Source organism: Macrococcus animalis, assembly GCF_047425875.1.
Lineage (GTDB): Bacteria > Bacillota > Bacilli > Staphylococcales > Staphylococcaceae > Macrococcoides > Macrococcoides animalis.
Window position 1 is genome coordinate 1,498,182 of sequence record NZ_CP179727.1, and the last position, 16,216, is coordinate 1,514,397.

General features: G+C 34.9%; 17 protein-coding genes. 13 read left to right on the top strand and 4 right to left on the bottom strand.

From position 1 onward, the window contains the following. Positions 1-125 precede the first annotated feature (125 nt). Both ACMGE9_RS07805 and nhaC read left to right on the top strand, forming a co-directional pair. Positions 126-941 (top strand): trypsin-like serine peptidase, encoded by an 816-nt coding sequence (locus ACMGE9_RS07805; RefSeq protein WP_414042244.1) that lies wholly within the window; start codon positions 126-128, stop codon positions 939-941. A gap of 144 nt (positions 942-1,085) precedes the next feature. After that, positions 1,086-2,525, top strand: coding sequence for a Na+/H+ antiporter NhaC (gene nhaC, locus ACMGE9_RS07810; protein WP_414042245.1), 1,440 nt, complete (start codon positions 1,086-1,088; stop codon positions 2,523-2,525). 49 nt (positions 2,526-2,574) lie between these two features. Here the strand turns inward: nhaC and ACMGE9_RS07815 are convergent, their stop codons facing one another. After that, a complete protein-coding gene (locus ACMGE9_RS07815) occupies positions 2,575-3,009 on the bottom strand; it encodes a MarR family winged helix-turn-helix transcriptional regulator (RefSeq protein WP_414042246.1) in 435 nt (144 codons plus the stop codon). Between the two features lie 686 nt (positions 3,010-3,695). Between ACMGE9_RS07815 and ACMGE9_RS07820 the strand changes: the two genes are divergently transcribed. From ACMGE9_RS07820 to ACMGE9_RS07840, 5 genes are all read left to right on the top strand, one after another. After that, a complete protein-coding gene (locus ACMGE9_RS07820; RefSeq protein WP_414042247.1) occupies positions 3,696-4,319 on the top strand; it encodes an N-acetyltransferase family protein in 624 nt (207 codons plus the stop codon). A gap of 76 nt (positions 4,320-4,395) precedes the next feature. Further along, positions 4,396-5,346, top strand: a complete 951-nt coding sequence (locus ACMGE9_RS07825; protein ID WP_414042248.1) for an LCP family protein — start codon at positions 4,396-4,398, stop codon at positions 5,344-5,346. A gap of 70 nt (positions 5,347-5,416) precedes the next feature. Further along, a complete protein-coding gene (locus tag ACMGE9_RS07830; RefSeq protein WP_414042249.1) occupies positions 5,417-5,917 on the top strand; it encodes a universal stress protein in 501 nt (166 codons plus the stop codon). A 207-nt stretch (positions 5,918-6,124) separates the two neighbouring features. After that, the gene (locus ACMGE9_RS07835) at positions 6,125-6,907 is read left to right on the top strand and encodes a (S)-acetoin forming diacetyl reductase (protein WP_414042250.1); all 783 of its coding nucleotides are present in this window, start codon (positions 6,125-6,127) and stop codon (positions 6,905-6,907) included. A gap of 377 nt (positions 6,908-7,284) precedes the next feature. Next, positions 7,285-8,559 (top strand): MFS transporter, encoded by a 1,275-nt coding sequence (locus ACMGE9_RS07840; protein WP_414042251.1) that lies wholly within the window; start codon positions 7,285-7,287, stop codon positions 8,557-8,559. 68 nt (positions 8,560-8,627) lie between these two features. On the opposite strand, the gene ACMGE9_RS07845 is transcribed toward ACMGE9_RS07840, so the two are convergent. Beyond that, on the bottom strand, positions 8,628-9,308 hold the full coding sequence (locus ACMGE9_RS07845; protein WP_414042252.1) for a hypothetical protein: 681 nt from the start codon (positions 9,306-9,308) through the stop codon (positions 8,628-8,630). 127 nt (positions 9,309-9,435) lie between these two features. Here ACMGE9_RS07845 and ACMGE9_RS07850 point away from each other — a divergent pair, with 127 nt between their 5' ends. The 5 genes from ACMGE9_RS07850 (at position 9,436) to deoB (ending at position 14,354) form a co-directional block, all read left to right on the top strand. Next, positions 9,436-9,888, top strand: a complete 453-nt coding sequence (locus ACMGE9_RS07850; RefSeq protein ID WP_414042253.1) for a Dps family protein — start codon at positions 9,436-9,438, stop codon at positions 9,886-9,888. A gap of 85 nt (positions 9,889-9,973) precedes the next feature. Further along, positions 9,974-10,903, top strand: a complete 930-nt coding sequence (locus ACMGE9_RS07855; protein WP_414042254.1) for a sugar-binding transcriptional regulator — start codon at positions 9,974-9,976, stop codon at positions 10,901-10,903. Positions 10,904-10,986: 83 nt separating this feature from the next. Next, positions 10,987-11,649, top strand: coding sequence for a deoxyribose-phosphate aldolase (deoC, locus tag ACMGE9_RS07860; RefSeq protein ID WP_414042255.1), 663 nt, complete (start codon positions 10,987-10,989; stop codon positions 11,647-11,649). Positions 11,650-11,703: 54 nt separating this feature from the next. Further along, complete coding sequence (locus ACMGE9_RS07865) at positions 11,704-13,005, top strand: pyrimidine-nucleoside phosphorylase (RefSeq protein ID WP_414042256.1); 1,302 nt, start codon at positions 11,704-11,706, stop codon at positions 13,003-13,005. A gap of 179 nt (positions 13,006-13,184) precedes the next feature. Then, positions 13,185-14,354: a phosphopentomutase gene (gene deoB, locus ACMGE9_RS07870; protein WP_414042257.1), complete on the top strand. Its 1,170-nt coding sequence runs from the start codon at positions 13,185-13,187 to the stop codon at positions 14,352-14,354. A 44-nt stretch (positions 14,355-14,398) separates the two neighbouring features. Here the strand turns inward: deoB and ACMGE9_RS07875 are convergent, their stop codons facing one another. Next, positions 14,399-14,665, bottom strand: a complete 267-nt coding sequence (locus ACMGE9_RS07875; RefSeq protein WP_414042258.1) for a hypothetical protein — start codon at positions 14,663-14,665, stop codon at positions 14,399-14,401. A gap of 78 nt (positions 14,666-14,743) precedes the next feature. Further along, positions 14,744-15,424 carry a hypothetical protein gene (locus tag ACMGE9_RS07880; protein WP_414042259.1) on the bottom strand — a complete coding sequence of 227 codons (681 nt, stop codon included), beginning with the start codon at positions 15,422-15,424 and terminating at the stop codon, positions 14,744-14,746. 132 nt (positions 15,425-15,556) lie between these two features. Here ACMGE9_RS07880 and ACMGE9_RS07885 point away from each other — a divergent pair, with 132 nt between their 5' ends. After that, positions 15,557-16,156 carry a hypothetical protein gene (locus tag ACMGE9_RS07885; RefSeq protein WP_414042260.1) on the top strand — a complete coding sequence of 200 codons (600 nt, stop codon included), beginning with the start codon at positions 15,557-15,559 and terminating at the stop codon, positions 16,154-16,156. The last annotated feature ends 60 nt before the right edge of the window (positions 16,157-16,216 follow it).

A 16,216-nucleotide genomic window follows, 5' to 3' on the forward strand; every position in this document is an offset into this window, starting at 1 on the left:
CTTTTAATATGTTGTGAAATTGGTGTCTTACTACTGAATGGTGGTACGTTTATCCACACGAACGCTCCAATCCTGGTTAAATCTAACTTAAAGTTATAAAATACACGAAAGTGAGTCTGATCATTATGAGAAAATTAATACTATCATCTGTAGTTATATTATTTGCATCATCTGCAACTGCACAAGCAATGGAAGCAGATTACTTCTATGATGGGATGCGCAGTGAAAATACGAAAGTTGCATATCCAATAGCAAAGCGTTACCCGTCAAGTGCGACAAAGATGGAGCCTATTTCTAACGGTTATTCAAAGTATAAAGGGATTGGTCGAGTTTCTAATAAGAATGGCTGGGCTGGTCCTAAATATGAAGCGATGGGTACTGGGTTTGTCGTAGATGATTATACTTTCTTAACTAATGCACATGTAATTGATGATGAACATGGTAAAGCAACAGAACCTAAATTTGTTACGTTTGAATTGAATCGTAATGGCGATGATATACCTTATAGATTTAAAGTAAAAGATATTGTGAAAATCCCTTATAGTGATGTAGCAGTTGTCCATACTAAATCTCGTCTGACAAGATATGCTAAACCTTTAACGCTTGCAACAGATTATCAAATTAGTCAGTTGAAACAAGGGCAACGTATGTATTCAGTGGGTTATCCTTATGATGGTCAAGGTTATGAGCGACGTTACTTTAACCGCGCGGTATTTATTATGCGCTCTGCTAATCAAACTGAATTTATCATGAAGGATACTTTCCGAGCAGGTGCTTCAGGTTCTCCGCTAATGGATACGAAAAATCGTGTACATGGTTTAAGAACGTATAGTTACAATTTATATGGCAATTCGAAGACAAATCTTGCGAAAGTAGAATATAGTGGGGCAGAATCGCTTTATGGTTATACGGGTAGAGAAGTTTTAAGAAATATGTATTAGTTATTTAGCTTGAGATTTGATATCTCAAGCTTTTTTTATCAATTTGAATTATTTAAGTATTTTGAAAATTTGTATAGCTTTTTACTTTTTAATACATTAAAATATTAATGTAAACGATTTCATTCTAGGAGGAAAAGAAGGGGTATGGAAAAAACAATTAAACAAAAAAGGGAAATCAACGTCTGGTGGGCACTCGTACCACTAGTATTTATGATTGCAAGTATGTTATTTACCGTTGTAGTACTAAAACAAGCACCACATATTCCGTTAATGATCGGTACAGCAATTGCAGCGATTGTTGCACACCAACACGGATTTACGTGGAATGAGATTGAAGAAATGATGTATAAGGGGATTAAGTTAGCATTACCGGCGATTGTCATAATTATATTGGTCGGTTTAGTCATCGGTGCCTGGATAGGGGGAGGCGTCGTTGCAACGATGATTTATTACGGATTGAAGCTTATTTCACCGGGGCTGTTCTTACTTACAATTTGTTTAATTTGTAGTATTGTAGCGCTTGCGATTGGATCTAGTTGGTCTACTATGGCGACAGTAGGTGTTGCTGGTATGGGGATTGGTTTAAGTATGGACATCCCAGCAGGAATGATTGCGGGAGCAGTTATTTCAGGGAGTTACTTTGGAGATAAGATGAGTCCACTAAGTGATACAACAAACTTAGCTTCTGGTTTAACAGGTACGGATTTATTTGATCACATTAAGCACATGTTTTACACAACTGTACCTGGTATTGTGATTGCACTTGTGGCCTACTATTTCTTAGGGCGTCAATTCTCTGGTGGTCATATGGATACAGGTAAGATTGATGGGATTATTAAAGCGATGGAAGCACAATTTGTCATTTCTCCATGGTTATTATTGATTCCTGTTATTGTAATTGTACTGGTCGCATTTAAAGTACCAGCAGTGCCTGCATTAGTGGTCGGTATTATATTAGGGGCTGGTGCACAACAACTCATTCAAGGTGACGATATGAAGACGGTTATTACAACGCTTCAAGAAGGTTACAAGATGGAATCTAAAAATGAATTAGTAGGAGAGTTATTTAATAAAGGTGGATTAGAATCGATGTTCTTCACGATTTCGATGACCATTGTTGCAATGACTTTCGGCGGTATTTTAGAATTTAGTGGCATGTTAAATGCTTTAATTTCTAAGATTCTATTAGTAGCGAAATCAACAGGAAGCTTAATTGCTGCGACTATCATCAGTTGCTTTGCAACCAATGCTACGTGTTCTGAACAATATATCAGTATTGTTGTGCCAAGTCGTATGTACTTGCGCGCGTTTATCGATAAGAATTTACATCCGAAGAATTTATCACGTTGTTTAGAGGATAGTGGTACACTGACAAGTGTATTTGTACCTTGGAATACATGTGGTGTATTTATCGCTGGAACATTAAGTGTTGGTGTCGCTGAATATGCACCATATGCGATATTAAACTTTATCGTGCCGATTATATCTATTATTTATGGTTATACAGGATTTAAGATTGTAAAGATGACTCAGGAAGAAAGAGCGCATTACGAGAAACAAAACCTACAACCTGCAGAATTATAATAATATAAAAAATAAGCGTTTGAGAAAATTTTTCTCGAACGCTTTAATTTTAATCTTGTATTTGAAAATCGCTATGAATATTTTCTCTGTAGCGGTCAATTAAAAGAAGTAACGTGCGTGCATCATTTTGATTAAACTTTGAAGCCTGTTTATCGAATTGACTGTCGTACTTAGACGTTACGTTTTGAACTAATTGCTTACCTTCTTCAGTTAATTTCGTGCATACCTTGCGTTCGTCATCTTTACGGCGTTCTTTGGCCACTAAGCCCATTGCACGTAATTTCTTGGTCTTCGTACTAGCTGAATCCATCTTATAACAAATATCTCTTTGTATTTCAGCGATTGTACTCTCTTTATCTTTATAGAGTTTGTGAAGAATTAAGAATTCCGTGTAAGAAATGCCGTACGCTTCATTTAATGACTCGTTCAGATTAGCTTCTATTAAGCTTACCGTCTTGAATAAAGATTGTTCTAATTCGATCATAAAATTCGCCCATTCCTTTTAATATTTTCGGTTGGTGTAAAACATTTAACCGTGTGTTAACTGAAATGTTAACAAAATTTTGTTTCTCAAAATTTTGTTGTTTACACGTAAGATATTTCATGACATCAACTTGGATAGTATATCATAAAAATAAATTAAAAACAGCTAAAAATTATTACATTTAGATTAAAAAAAGGTTGTTTGTTCGTGTTTTGGGAGTATTTTTTGTCGAAATAGTCCTTTCATACATTAAAAAGTTGTTATAAGAGGATAATAGTTAATTATTCTATAGAATCTGATACGTTACTTAGTTGCTGTTGTTTAGCGTAATAAGTTATTTTAATATAATGATGTACTTAAAATCTATATTGCTTTAAAATAATTTATAGAAAAAGTTGGATGCTACATCATGCATGAGGCAGATATATTACAGTTAAACATAATGAATATATGTAATTGACCAAATTGAATGATGGTCATTTTATCTATTATATTTCAATAATGTAAAAATAATACTGAATATTTGCGGTTGTTTGTCGTATGCTTTTTGTTTATTATCGTATTATATTGAATTGGAATTTGTAAATTATATTTGTGAACAAGATTGAAAGATAAAATATTAATTAATTTTCACCGCATTTTTGAAGCATTTGAACATTATATTATATAGAAAGGCGTGATATCAAATGACAGACGTACAATTTAGAAAAGCAACAATACATGATATTAATGCAGTGGAAACGATACAACAACACGCACTTGATGTGCTCTCGAATCCAGAGGCATTAGACCCCGTTCCCTCAAGTGAATTACTACATAATATTAAAGACAACTTAATGGCTTTAGCGATTGTTGATGGAGAGGTTGCGGCGTTTCGGACAATGCATATTCCAACTAAGGATTATTTAGGTAAGTATATTGGCATTACAGATCCTAAAGAAGCGGGATTAATTTATTCAGATATAACAATTGTAGATCCGGATTATCGTGGTTTATCATTGCAACGCAAATTAGGAGATTGGTTATTTACGTGTATTGAACCGGATTATCAAGTCATCATGGCGACAGTTCATCCGGATAACACACCAAGTTTAAAAGATAAGTTTCATCTAGGTATGCAAATTGTTGCTATGGATTATTTATATGGTCGCAAGCTTCGCTTTATCTTTATGAAAGATTTAACCAATACCCCTTCATTTAATGAAACGATATCAGTCGACATAAGTGATTTAACACAAATAAAGGTATTGCTTGAATCAGGATATAGAGGGATTGGATTACAGGAGAAGACAATATTGTTTGGGAAATAAGTTACTACGACTTATGAATGATAGCGTTAGACAATCATACAATGGTATGATGTTTTTAAATGTGAGGTGCTAAGTTATGAGGAGAAGTAAAAAGAAAAAGGGTGGCTGCCTGAAATGGATTGTGTTGCTGTGTCTCATCGTGTTGATTGGAATCGGTTGGTACGTAAGCGATGCATACTTTAAAGTGCGTGATACCGCAAACAATATTCAACATAAGATTGAAGGGCGAGATAAGTCTGATTTACGTAAGGCAAGTGTGAATATTCAAAATGAAGATGCAATCAGTGTTGCCTTATTCGGTGTAGATGCTGATGCTACCCGTTTATCTGCTGGAGATAAAGGACGTAGTGATTCAATTATTTTATTGAGTATTAATCCTAAAGAGAACAAGACGGTTATGGTAAGTATCCCGCGTGATACGTATAGTGAAATTGTTGGTAACAATACACACGAGAAGATCGCACATGCGTATGCTTACGGTGGTGCGAAGATGGCAGTACAATCTGTTGAGAAATTGATGAATGTGCCTATTGATTATTATGCAACTGTGAATATGGACGGGATGCATGAAATGATTGATGAAGTCGGTGGGATTGACGTTAAGAGTAACGCGACCTTTAGTGCAAATGGATTTGACTTTGTAAAAGGAGAAACAGTTCATTTAGATGGTGATAAAGCGTTAGCGTTTGTTCGAGCACGTAAAGGCGATGGCGCAGGTGGTGATTTCGGACGTCAAGAACGTCAACAGATTGCAATACAAGGTTTAGCACATAAAGTAATCAATGTTCAATCTGTAACGAAATTAGATTCAATCTTAAAGAATGTTGAAGGCAATGTTATCACAGATATGTCGTTTGATGATTTAAAAGGATTGGGCTTATCTTATAGAGGTGCATTAGATAATGTGAAGAAACATCAATTGCAGGGTGAAGGTACAATCATGGAAGATAGTTTATGGTACTTCTTGCCTAATGAAGATCAGAAACTAGAAGTACGCAATATATATATTGATAATCTAGATATGTAGTCCATAAATAATGAAGCGTTTTCATTTTGATGATATACTATAGATGAAGATAAGAGAGGGGCTGTTGTCAATGACATATCAACATATATTAATTCCAGTAGACGGTTCAAAGGTAAGTGAGTATGCATTCCAAAAAGGTGTGGAAATTGCGAAGAGAAACGACGCATCTATTACATTAGCACACGTTGTGGATATCAGAACATATGCAAATGTGGAATCTGATCGAGGATCTTTACATGAAAATGCAGATAAATACACTGAGAAGATGTTAAATGGATATAAAGAACTTGCACTGAAACAAGGTGTGAAATCTGTAGGTACAGAAATTGGCCATGGTGCAGCAAGACAAGTCATTACAAAAGAAATTGTACCTAAGATTGAATGTGATTTAATAATATGTGGCTCTAACGGTATAAATGCCTTAGAACGTTTCATTATGGGAAGTGTGTCAGAAGCCATTGTACGTTATGCGAAATGTGATGTGCTGGTTGTGCGTTCTGAACTTGTACCAGAAGACTTTAAGTTAGAGGAATTTACTGAAGAATTTAGAAGAGAATATACAAATAATTAATATCCAAAGAAGCTTGAAGGAATGAACTTCAAGCTTCTTTTCTTATAATACAAATAATATGTATTAGTTTTTTGTATTTAAAAGGGAAATGTGTATAAAATATTACAGAAATTTTTAAAATAATAGCCGAAAAGATTGTTAAATAATTCACAATCTTTTGATTTTAAGTTAAACTAAGATTGTATAAAAAATATCAAGTCTTAGGAGATGTTTATTTTGAGTAAAGTTCAAGGCAAAGTAGCTATGGTAACTGGTGGAGGACAAGGGATTGGTGAAGCAATTTGTAGACGATTGGCTGAAGATGGCTTTAAAGTTTCAGTAGCAGATTTCAATTTAGAGAATGCACAAAAAGTTGCTGAATCTATTGGTGAGAATGCAATCGCAGTCAAAGTTGATGTTGCTGATCGTGATCAAGTTTTTGCTGCTGTAGCAGAAACAAAAGAAAAATTAGGTGGATTTGATGTTATAGTAAATAACGCTGGTTTGGGACCACAAACACCAATTGAATCGATTACTTACGAAACATATAGAAAAGTATTTGATGTGAACGTTGGAGGCACTTATTGGGGAATTCAAGCTGCAATTAAAGCTTTCGACGAATTAGGTCATGGTGGTAAAATTATTAATGCTTCAAGTCAAGCAGGACAAGTTGGGAACCCTGGATTAGCAGTTTATGGTGCAACTAAATTTGCAGTACGTGGTATTACTCAAACTGCAGCACGTGATTTAGCTGAAAAAGGAATTACAGTTAATGCATATTGTCCTGGTATTGTTAAAACACCTATGATGAATGGAATTGCTGAACAAACAGCTAAAGAAGCTGGCAAACCTTTTGAATGGGGTATGGATCAATTTGCGAAAAATATTGCAATGAAACGTTTATCAGAACCATCAGATGTTGCTGCATGTGTTTCATACTTAGCAGGACCAGATAGCGATTATATGACTGGCCAAGCTTTAATTATTGATGGCGGTATGGTTTATAATTAAGTTGTTTCGTTTTAAGGAAATTTACTTGAATATTACGAAGAACTAAGCAATGAATTAAATTGTTTAGTTCTTTTTTTTTGTAATTTTAATCTAAATTTTATTGTTGATATTAATCAGATTAATCATTTTACTTCTATCGTATAAGATTGTGAATTATTTATCAAAACTGTATCAGTGGATTTGAAAATTTTTTTGAGTAAAAGTAGAGAGTAAATTTATGCGTAGAAGTTATTTTTATATCTTGTACGTACAAAAACTTAAAATTTCACAAACGTATTGTAATCGATTTCATGATGTGGTATTTTTGAATAGTCAAAAAATTATAGTCATCAGATGACTTAATGAGTCGGATATTTATATTAGGGGGATTTAATATTATGGGTGAAAAAAGATCGAATGTGCGTTGGATGTTCGCACTAATGTTCTTCTTAATTGGAGTTATTGCTTATATGGATAGAGCGAATATCTCATATATTGCGGGACCAATGATGGAAGACTTAAACATGTCGAAAGCACAATTTGGGATGCTTGGGTCAATATTTGCTGCAGGTTATGCTTTAATGCAGGTTCCAGCAGGTATTATGGCTGAGAAATTTGGACCTAAAAAGTTATTAACATTTGCATTAGTTTGGTGGAGTGCATTTACGATTCTAACAGGTGTTGTTAAACATCACGGTTTACTATATGCAATGCGTTTCTTATTCGGTATTGGTGAAGGACCTATGTATCCTTCAAACGCTGTATTCAATACATACTGGTTCGCGAAATCAGAAAAAGGGCGTGCTTCAAGTGCGTTACTTGCTGGTAGTTACTTCGGCCCAGTTATCGCTCCATTCGTAACCATTGCCATTTACCAAGCATTTGGTTGGCAAGCTGTATTCTATATCTTTGGTGCAATCGGCTTTGTTATTGCAGCTTTATGGCTTGTTATTGCTAAAGATTTACCTGAACAACATAAGATGGTCAATGAAGCAGAAAAGCTTTATATCATGGAGAACCGTGATGCTGTAGGTGGAGCAACTAAGGATACTGCGCCATGGGGTCGTTTCTTCAAACGTTTCAGTTTCTTTGCGATTGCAGGTCAATATTTCGTAGTTCAATTCGTTATTACATTATTCTTAATTTGGTTACCTACTTATTTACAAGAGGAATATCATGTCATCTTAAAAGATATGAAGTTCTTAGCGGCTGCTCCTTGGTTAATGATGTTTGTATTAATCATGGCAGGGGGATCTATTTCGGATGCTATTGTTGCACGTGGTCATTCTAAGTTTAAAGCGCGTTCAAGTATTGCAATTTTTGGTTTCATTGTATTTTCAATTTCATTATTCTTATCAGTACAAACAAATGATATGGTCATGAATATAATCTACTTATCACTTTGTTTAGGTGGTGTAGGTTTATCAATGGGTATGAGCTGGGCATCAGCAGCTGACCTTGGACGTAACTTCTCAGGTACGGTTTCAGGATGGATGAACCTTTGGGGTAACGTGGGTGCATTCTTAAGTCCGTTCTTAGGTGGGGTTTTAGTTCAGAAATTCGGTTGGGATACGACATTCTATTTAATGTTAATTCCAGCAGCATTGGCTATTATTCTTTGGTTCTTCGTTAAGCCAGATGAACCTTTATTAGAAGAGCATAGAGTAAACTAAATATCGTTATAGCAAAAACAATGCCGGATAATTTTATCCGGCATTGTTTTTGCATTTTTTGTGTATTGTTAAATCATTTTTCTAACGGTTACTTGATAGACAATATTAATAAAGATTGCAGTTGCTGCAATGATTGTTAATGCGAAGTGTTGAGGTACGCCTGTTGCGTAACCGTATATTGTAATCAACATCATTGCGGCAGGTAACAATACGTTTGTTAATTTAAAAGCATTGTATAAACCAGTGAAGATTGTATACATCTCTTCTTTATTTAAAGAATCAATCAGCTTATCATCGAAATCTGATTCGAAGTTTTCGGGTAAATCTTTTTCTGGATAGAGCTTATTGATCATACTGTACCCATAATAACGCATTAAGATTGAAAGGATTAAAACGATTATACTAATAATACCGATATAAAGTGGTGCATCATTAATACTAATCAGTAGAATTGATCCAAGTGCAAAGTAAAATGAAATAATTATTGCAATATTCATCTCGGAAAATTTCTTAAATGATGCTCGGTCCTGCTCATGATGTTCTAATGTTGGGTCGTTGTCGACTTTATATGCGAGTTTACTGTATATAAAAGCAATGATAGCAAAAATAACAGCCATAATGCATAACACAATGATATATGGGGTAGAAGTAAGTATATCTGTTAATGGTAGTTTCCAATAATCGATTGTGAGTAACATCGTCACTGCAAGTATAGTGATAATAAGTGGTAATATGTATTTTCTAAACATAGGCGCCTCCTCTTTTAAATAGTATACCCAATTATTTAATGTTGAGACAGGTTAATTCACTTGATTAATTAGAATGATTATAATATAATAATTATTATAAATAACAAATAAGAAGGAGAGATTTGATATGGCTAAGAAAACACAAGCAAACAAAGTAGTGGTTGCATTAAACCAACAGGTGGCTAACTGGACAGTATTATATACGAAGTTACACAATTATCATTGGTATGTTAAAGGACCAAACTTCTTTAGTTTACATGAAAAGTTTGAAGCATTATATGGTGAAGCAAGTGTCTACATCGATGAGTTAGCTGAGCGTATTCTTGCGATTGAAGGTAATCCTATTGCGACTTTAAAAGAGAGTTTAGAATTATCGATTGTAAAAGAAGCTAAGAAAAACTTAACTGCTGAAGATATGGTGAAAGATTTATCTAAAGACTTTGATAAAGTGATTAAACAATTAGAAGAAGGAAAGTCTACAGCTGAAGAAGCGGGCGATGAAATGACAGCGGATATGTTCTTGGGTATGATTACTTCACTTGAGAAACATAACTGGATGCTAAAATCATTCTTAGGTTAAGAAAATAATTAATACACTTCAAATAATTTTGAGGTGTATTTTTTTTTGAATTTCTATAGAATGGATGTAAGTAGAGGTGAACATAATGGAAGAAAAAATCAGACAGTGTATTAAGATTGCTAAAATGTATTACGAAGAGAATTTAGGACAAAAGGCGATTGCTGACGAATTAAATATTTCAAGACCCACTGTTTCGAGACAATTACAGTTTGCGAAAGATATGGGCATTGTTAATATTACGATTCACGATCCATACGAAAAAAGTGAAGAATTAGCAGCATTACTAAAAGATAGATACAATTTAAAATCAGTAATTATAAAAGAAGTATCTAGCGATAAGTATGAAATTGTACTCAATGCGATTTCTGAAGCGGCAGCAGAATTCCTATATGAAAACGTAAAGAGTAATGATACGGTCGGCGTGAGTTGGGGTAAGACGATGTATGAAACAGCAAGTTTAATGAAGCCTACAAATTTAACAGGTGTTACAACGATTCAACTAAAAGGGGGTATCTCTTACTCTAATATCAAGACAAATTCACACGAAACTTTAGCTTTATTTGCAAAGAGTTTCAATTCTATACCACGTGATTTACCTGTTCCGGTTATTTTTGATAACAATCAAGTGAAAAAGTTAGTCAGTGAAGATCGCCATATTAAAGGGATATTAAATATGGCAGGGGATTGTGACATTGCAATTTATACAACAGGTACAGTGCGTGATGAAGCATTGTTATTTAAGCTTGGATTCTTCTCTGATGATGAGGTAAAGCGATTAAAGAATGAAGCAGTAGGTGATATTTGTTCAAGATTCTATAATAAGAATGGTAAGATTGCTGATGTTTGGGTTGATGACCGTACAATGGGTGTGACGCTTGAGACGTTAAAGAATACGCCAATGAGTATCTTAGTAGCTGGCGGAAAGCATAAAGTTGAGGCCATTCGTGGTGCTTTAAATGGTGGTATACCGAATGTTTTGATTACAGATAGTATTACAGCCAAGCAATTAATTTAATTTGAACGTAATTTCATTTATTGTTTTTACTTTTGTTCATATTCTGTTATAATAGATTTGAATATAAGGGAGGAATGAAAATAATGAATTTAGCAAAGTATATTGACCATACAGCCTTAAAGCCAGAAACGACGAAACAACAAATCGAACAATTAGCGCGTGAAGCACGTGAATATGGATTTATGAGTGTATGTGTGAATCCTACACATGTTAAATACGCGAGCGGATTATTGGATGGAACTGATGTATTAGTATGTACAGTTATTGGATTCCCATTAGGTGCCAACACACCTGACGTTAAAGCGTTAGAAACGAAGTCTGCCATTGGCAATGGTGCTGGTGAAGTGGATATGGTTGTTAACATTGGCGCTATAAAAGATGCGAACTATGATTTAGTACGAGAAGATATTAAAGCTGTTGTCGATGCTGCAGGAGATGTTACGACAAAAGTAATTATCGAAACATGTTTATTAACGGATGACGAAAAAGTTAAAGTATGTGAAATCGCGAAAGAAGTAGGTGCTGATTTCGTTAAGACTTCAACAGGATTCTCAACAGGTGGCGCTACAGTAGAAGATATTAAATTAATGCGTGAAACAGTAGGACCTGATATGGGTGTTAAAGCTTCAGGTGGCGTGCGCTCATATGAAGATGTTATGGCAATGATTGATGCTGGTGCAACACGTATTGGTGCATCTGCAGGTGTACAGATTTTAAAAGGTGAACAAGCTACGGGAGATTATTAATCTCTCGTTTTCTAGCACATTGATGTAAGCGTATACAATAAGGAGGAATATATAATGAGAATGGTAGATATTATTGCAAAAAAACGTGATGGTTTAGCATTAACGAAGGAAGAAATTGAATTCTTTATTAAAGGATATACAGATGGTTCAATTCCGGACTATCAAGCTTCAAGTTTAGCGATGGCAATTTTCTTTCAAGATATGAATGATGAGGAACGTGCTTATTTAACGATGGCAATGGTAGAAAGCGGCGATCAAATCGATTTAAGTGCTATTGAAGGTGTAAAGGTTGATAAACACTCTACAGGTGGTGTAGGGGATACAACGACATTAGTATTAGGCCCATTAGTAGCGGCACTTGACATTCCAGTTGCTAAGATGAGTGGTCGTGGCTTAGGACATACTGGTGGAACGATTGATAAGTTAGAAGCCGTAGAAGGTTTCCACGTTGAAATCTCTGAAGAAGATTTCGTCCGTATCGTGAATGAAGATAAGTTAGCAGTTATCGGTCAAACTGGAAACTTAACTCCGGCAGATAAGAAGTTATATGCATTGCGTGATGTTACTGGAACTGTCAATAGTATTCCATTAATCGCATCGAGTATTATGAGTAAGAAGATTGCAGCGGGTGCTGACGCAATTGTCTTGGATGTTAAGACAGGTGCAGGGGCATTTATGAAGACGGATGAAGATGCGGAAATGTTAGCGCATGCTATGGTTAAAATCGGTAACAATGTTGGGCGTAACACAATGGCGATTATCTCTGATATGAGTCAACCGCTTGGATTTGCAATCGGTAATGCTTTAGAAGTGAAAGAAGCAATAGAAACATTGCGCGGCACGGGCCCAGAAGATTTAACTGAACTTTGTTTAACATTAGGAAGCCAAATGGTTGTACTTGCTGGTAAAGCTGAAAGTTTAGAAGATGCACGTGAGCAATTACAAGAAGTTATTCGAAACGGTAAAGCATTAGAAAAATTTAAAGTATTTTTAGCAAACCAAGGTGGCGATGCTTCAGTTGTGGACGATGTTACTAAATTACCACAAGCTGAATATGTGATTGAAGTACCCGCAAAAACAGCGGGTGTCGTAAGTAGAATTGTTGCAGATGAAATTGGTGTGGCATCAATGTTATTAGGTGCAGGTCGTGCTACAAAAGAAGATGTTATCGATTTGGCAGTTGGTTTAATGTTACGTAAGAAAGTTGGCGATAAAGTCGATGTGGGCGAATCGCTTGTAACGATTTATGCAAACCGTAATAATGTAGAAGACGTTATGAAGAAGATTTACGACAATATCGAAATCGCAGATCAAGCAGAAGCACCTGTACTTATTCATAAAGTTATTACTGAATAGTGTGAGATGTTAGAGTTTAGTCGTAGATGATGTTTATGTTAAGTCCGATATAGTTGCGATATCGGACAAGACGTTTGATAAAATGTTTATAAGACATGAAACAAGTCCGATATATATGATATATCGGACAAGACGAACGACAAAATTATTTCAAGCATTGCCAAAAAGGAGAGAACAATATGAAATTTAACAGAATTCACTTAATCGTAATGGATTCAGTAGGTATTGGTGAAGCACCGGATGCCGCTGATTTTGGGGATGTTGGCAGTCACACGTTAAAGCATACATTAGAAGGCTTTGCGGGCGATTTACCCAACTTAGAGCGCTTAGGTTTAGGGAATATTGCTGAATTACCAGTAGTAAACAGAATTGACAACCCAGAAGGATACTACACAAAATTATCAGAAGCATCTGTTGGAAAAGATACAATGACAGGACACTGGGAGATTATGGGTTTAAATATTGATAAACCGTTCAAAGTATATCCTGATGGCTTCCCGGAAGAATTAGTAACGGCAATTGAAGAAATGACAGGACGTAAAGTAGTTGCTAACAAGCCCGCTTCAGGTACAGCAATTCTTGATGAATGGGGACCGCATCAAATGGAAACGGGCGATTTAATCGTCTATACTTCAGCAGACCCTGTATTACAAATTGCAGCACATGAAGATGTTATTCCGTTAGAAGAATTATATGAAATTTGTGAGAAAGTACGTGAATTTACGAAAGACCCTAAATATTTAATCGGTCGTATTATTGCACGTCCTTATCTAGGAGAGCCGGGCAACTTCAAGCGTACATCAAACCGTCATGATTATGCATTAAAGCCATTTGGTCGTACGGTGATGAATGAAATGCAAGATGCTGACTTAGATGTCATTGCAATCGGTAAGATTAATGACATTTATGATGGTGAAGGTGTGACTGAAGCGATCCGTACGAAAGATAATATGGATGGCATGGATAAATTGCTAGAAGTGATGAACAAAGACTTTAAAGGATTAAGCTTCTTAAACTTAGTCGACTTTGATGCGTTATACGGACATCGTCGTGATAAAGAGGGTTACATGAATGCGATTAAAGCCTTTGATAACCGTTTAGGTGAGGTATTAGATAACTTACGTGAAGATGATTTATTAATAATTACAGCAGATCATGGTAATGATCCGACAATGCCGGGAACAGATCATACGAGAGAATACGTGCCTTTATTAATGTATTCTAAATCTACAGGCAGTGGAGAACTTACTGGTCACGATACATTTTCTTCAATCGGTGCAACGATTGCAGACAACTTTGGAGTGAAATTACCTGAGTTTGGTCAAAGTTATTTAAATGATTTAAAATAATAATATAAAAATAGCTTAGGACAAATATTTGTCCTAAGCTATTTTTACATAACTTGACGTTCAATTGCTCGTAGTGTGTTGAAGAAATCAACGATCTCTTCAAAGTGCTGTCCACGATTTTTATAATGATACTCGATAAAATAAATAGCATCCGCCAATTTGTGTGGCAAATCATATTGAATATTCATTGTTGATTTAAACTTTTTCAAATCAATGCTAGCTAATTCATCTTTATATCTATTATAGAAATCGATGGCATCTTCTAAACCATACGACATAATTAAATTTAATCGTTCTTTCTCAGTAAACATGTATATCAACTCCATGATAGACATATTACCTTATAAATATTGATATTTGATAAATTTTAAGTAAATTATCTGTAAATTCTAACTTTCAGCAATACTTTCGATGAAATCTTTCATTTTTGTGTAATCATTTACTGATTTTGATAGGAAGAATTTTTTTTGTTTACGTACTAGTAAATTACGTTTATTAGTAATTGCTTCGCCTGTAAATTTAAGGCCACGCCAAGTTTCTTTCTTCACTTTGATGTGGCGAATATAGAATACTTCATCAAGTGGTTTGGTTATCAAAGCTGAGTGCATAAACTTGTATAATTCGCCAGGCGTACTATTTGATCTTGAAGTACTTGCGGTACCTTTGTTATCACGCATAAAGTCTCCTGTGTAGATTGGCAGATCATGAATTTTAACATTAGGACGCGTAAAAATCGCTAAGTATAAGTGACGATCATTGACGTCACCAATATAAAGTTCTTCTTGTCTTTCATTATATTGGACAAGTAATTCTACTATCCAAAATGTTATTGCGATTAAGATACAAATGACTATTAAGATAATTATCCAAGAAGGAATATGAGTTAGTTCACTGATATTTTCTGTGAAGAAAAAGTCTAAAGTAAATGGTAGAACACTATAAATATCAGGGAATAACAGCACGATTACCATTTGTAATAGTTGCTCAAAAATCAGTAAAACTAAGATGACAAAAAGTGCTGTATATATAAATGGTATTATTTTTTTTGCTGGAGTTCTTGAAAAAATCATTTTTGAACCTCGATTCTCTTAAGTTACACACATAAGATTAACATGTTTTAAGAATTTTTTGTATAGTTTTTGCATAGCGTATGTGTAAAAGGGTATATTTAAAGAAAATCACGTATTAAAGGGGACATCATTATGAAATGTAATTGTAAAAAGTCAATGGGCGCATTTGTATTTGTTGCGGCAAGCGGCGCACTATATTATTTCTTAACAAAAAATCAAAAACAAGATAATGAGGTACAACGTTTGAATGATAATATTGAAAAGAAAAAAAGCGTTAACGTAGAACTTGTTAAACCAGAACCAACACCACCAGAATCAGTGGGTAAAGAGTTCCATATGCCACACTTTATGATTAAAAATTTAGTTGTCACTCCAAACGAGAATGGTGTGGCTTTCAGACTAGATTATCGCATTGACCGTGTACTTTATAATTACTTAATGCATAACACACCGCATTACCGTTTCAGATTTACATTACCAAGTGAATTGAAACCTTTATTTGAAGGCAACGGTACACAAAAAGTATTAGGTGAGCTTGTTTATGGTACAGGTGAAAAGTCTGACTATAGTGTTACATTTAACTTTAAGAAAAATGATGATATCGATAGCAGCAAAATGTATGAAATCGGTGACATGACTGGACCATATCATTTAGATGTCGTGGATGAACAGTTAAAAGTATTAAACGAATACGATGATGTCTACGCTGCAGCGAACTTAATTAGATTTTAATATTTGTTGAAAATAGAGAGTCTGGGACAAATGTTCTGCCACAAGCAAAAATCGAACGAA

What these genes read in the sequence shown, in the direction of transcription:
- ACMGE9_RS07805 (WP_414042244.1), top strand. Translation starts at nt 126, where the DNA reads ATGAGAAAATTAATACTATCATCTGTAGTTATATTATTTGCATCATCT.
- nhaC (WP_414042245.1), top strand. Translation starts at nt 1,086, where the DNA reads ATGGAAAAAACAATTAAACAAAAAAGGGAAATCAACGTCTGGTGGGCA.
- ACMGE9_RS07815 (WP_414042246.1), bottom strand. Translation starts at nt 3,009, where the DNA reads ATGATCGAATTAGAACAATCTTTATTCAAGACGGTAAGCTTAATAGAA.
- ACMGE9_RS07820 (WP_414042247.1), top strand. Translation starts at nt 3,696, where the DNA reads ATGACAGACGTACAATTTAGAAAAGCAACAATACATGATATTAATGCA.
- ACMGE9_RS07825 (WP_414042248.1), top strand. Translation starts at nt 4,396, where the DNA reads ATGAGGAGAAGTAAAAAGAAAAAGGGTGGCTGCCTGAAATGGATTGTG.
- ACMGE9_RS07830 (WP_414042249.1), top strand. Translation starts at nt 5,417, where the DNA reads ATGACATATCAACATATATTAATTCCAGTAGACGGTTCAAAGGTAAGT.
- ACMGE9_RS07835 (WP_414042250.1), top strand. Translation starts at nt 6,125, where the DNA reads ATGTTTATTTTGAGTAAAGTTCAAGGCAAAGTAGCTATGGTAACTGGT.
- ACMGE9_RS07840 (WP_414042251.1), top strand. Translation starts at nt 7,285, where the DNA reads ATGGGTGAAAAAAGATCGAATGTGCGTTGGATGTTCGCACTAATGTTC.
- ACMGE9_RS07845 (WP_414042252.1), bottom strand. Translation starts at nt 9,308, where the DNA reads ATGTTTAGAAAATACATATTACCACTTATTATCACTATACTTGCAGTG.
- ACMGE9_RS07850 (WP_414042253.1), top strand. Translation starts at nt 9,436, where the DNA reads ATGGCTAAGAAAACACAAGCAAACAAAGTAGTGGTTGCATTAAACCAA.
- ACMGE9_RS07855 (WP_414042254.1), top strand. Translation starts at nt 9,974, where the DNA reads ATGGAAGAAAAAATCAGACAGTGTATTAAGATTGCTAAAATGTATTAC.
- deoC (WP_414042255.1), top strand. Translation starts at nt 10,987, where the DNA reads ATGAATTTAGCAAAGTATATTGACCATACAGCCTTAAAGCCAGAAACG.
- ACMGE9_RS07865 (WP_414042256.1), top strand. Translation starts at nt 11,704, where the DNA reads ATGAGAATGGTAGATATTATTGCAAAAAAACGTGATGGTTTAGCATTA.
- deoB (WP_414042257.1), top strand. Translation starts at nt 13,185, where the DNA reads ATGAAATTTAACAGAATTCACTTAATCGTAATGGATTCAGTAGGTATT.
- ACMGE9_RS07875 (WP_414042258.1), bottom strand. Translation starts at nt 14,665, where the DNA reads ATGTTTACTGAGAAAGAACGATTAAATTTAATTATGTCGTATGGTTTA.
- ACMGE9_RS07880 (WP_414042259.1), bottom strand. Translation starts at nt 15,424, where the DNA reads ATGATTTTTTCAAGAACTCCAGCAAAAAAAATAATACCATTTATATAT.
- ACMGE9_RS07885 (WP_414042260.1), top strand. Translation starts at nt 15,557, where the DNA reads ATGAAATGTAATTGTAAAAAGTCAATGGGCGCATTTGTATTTGTTGCG.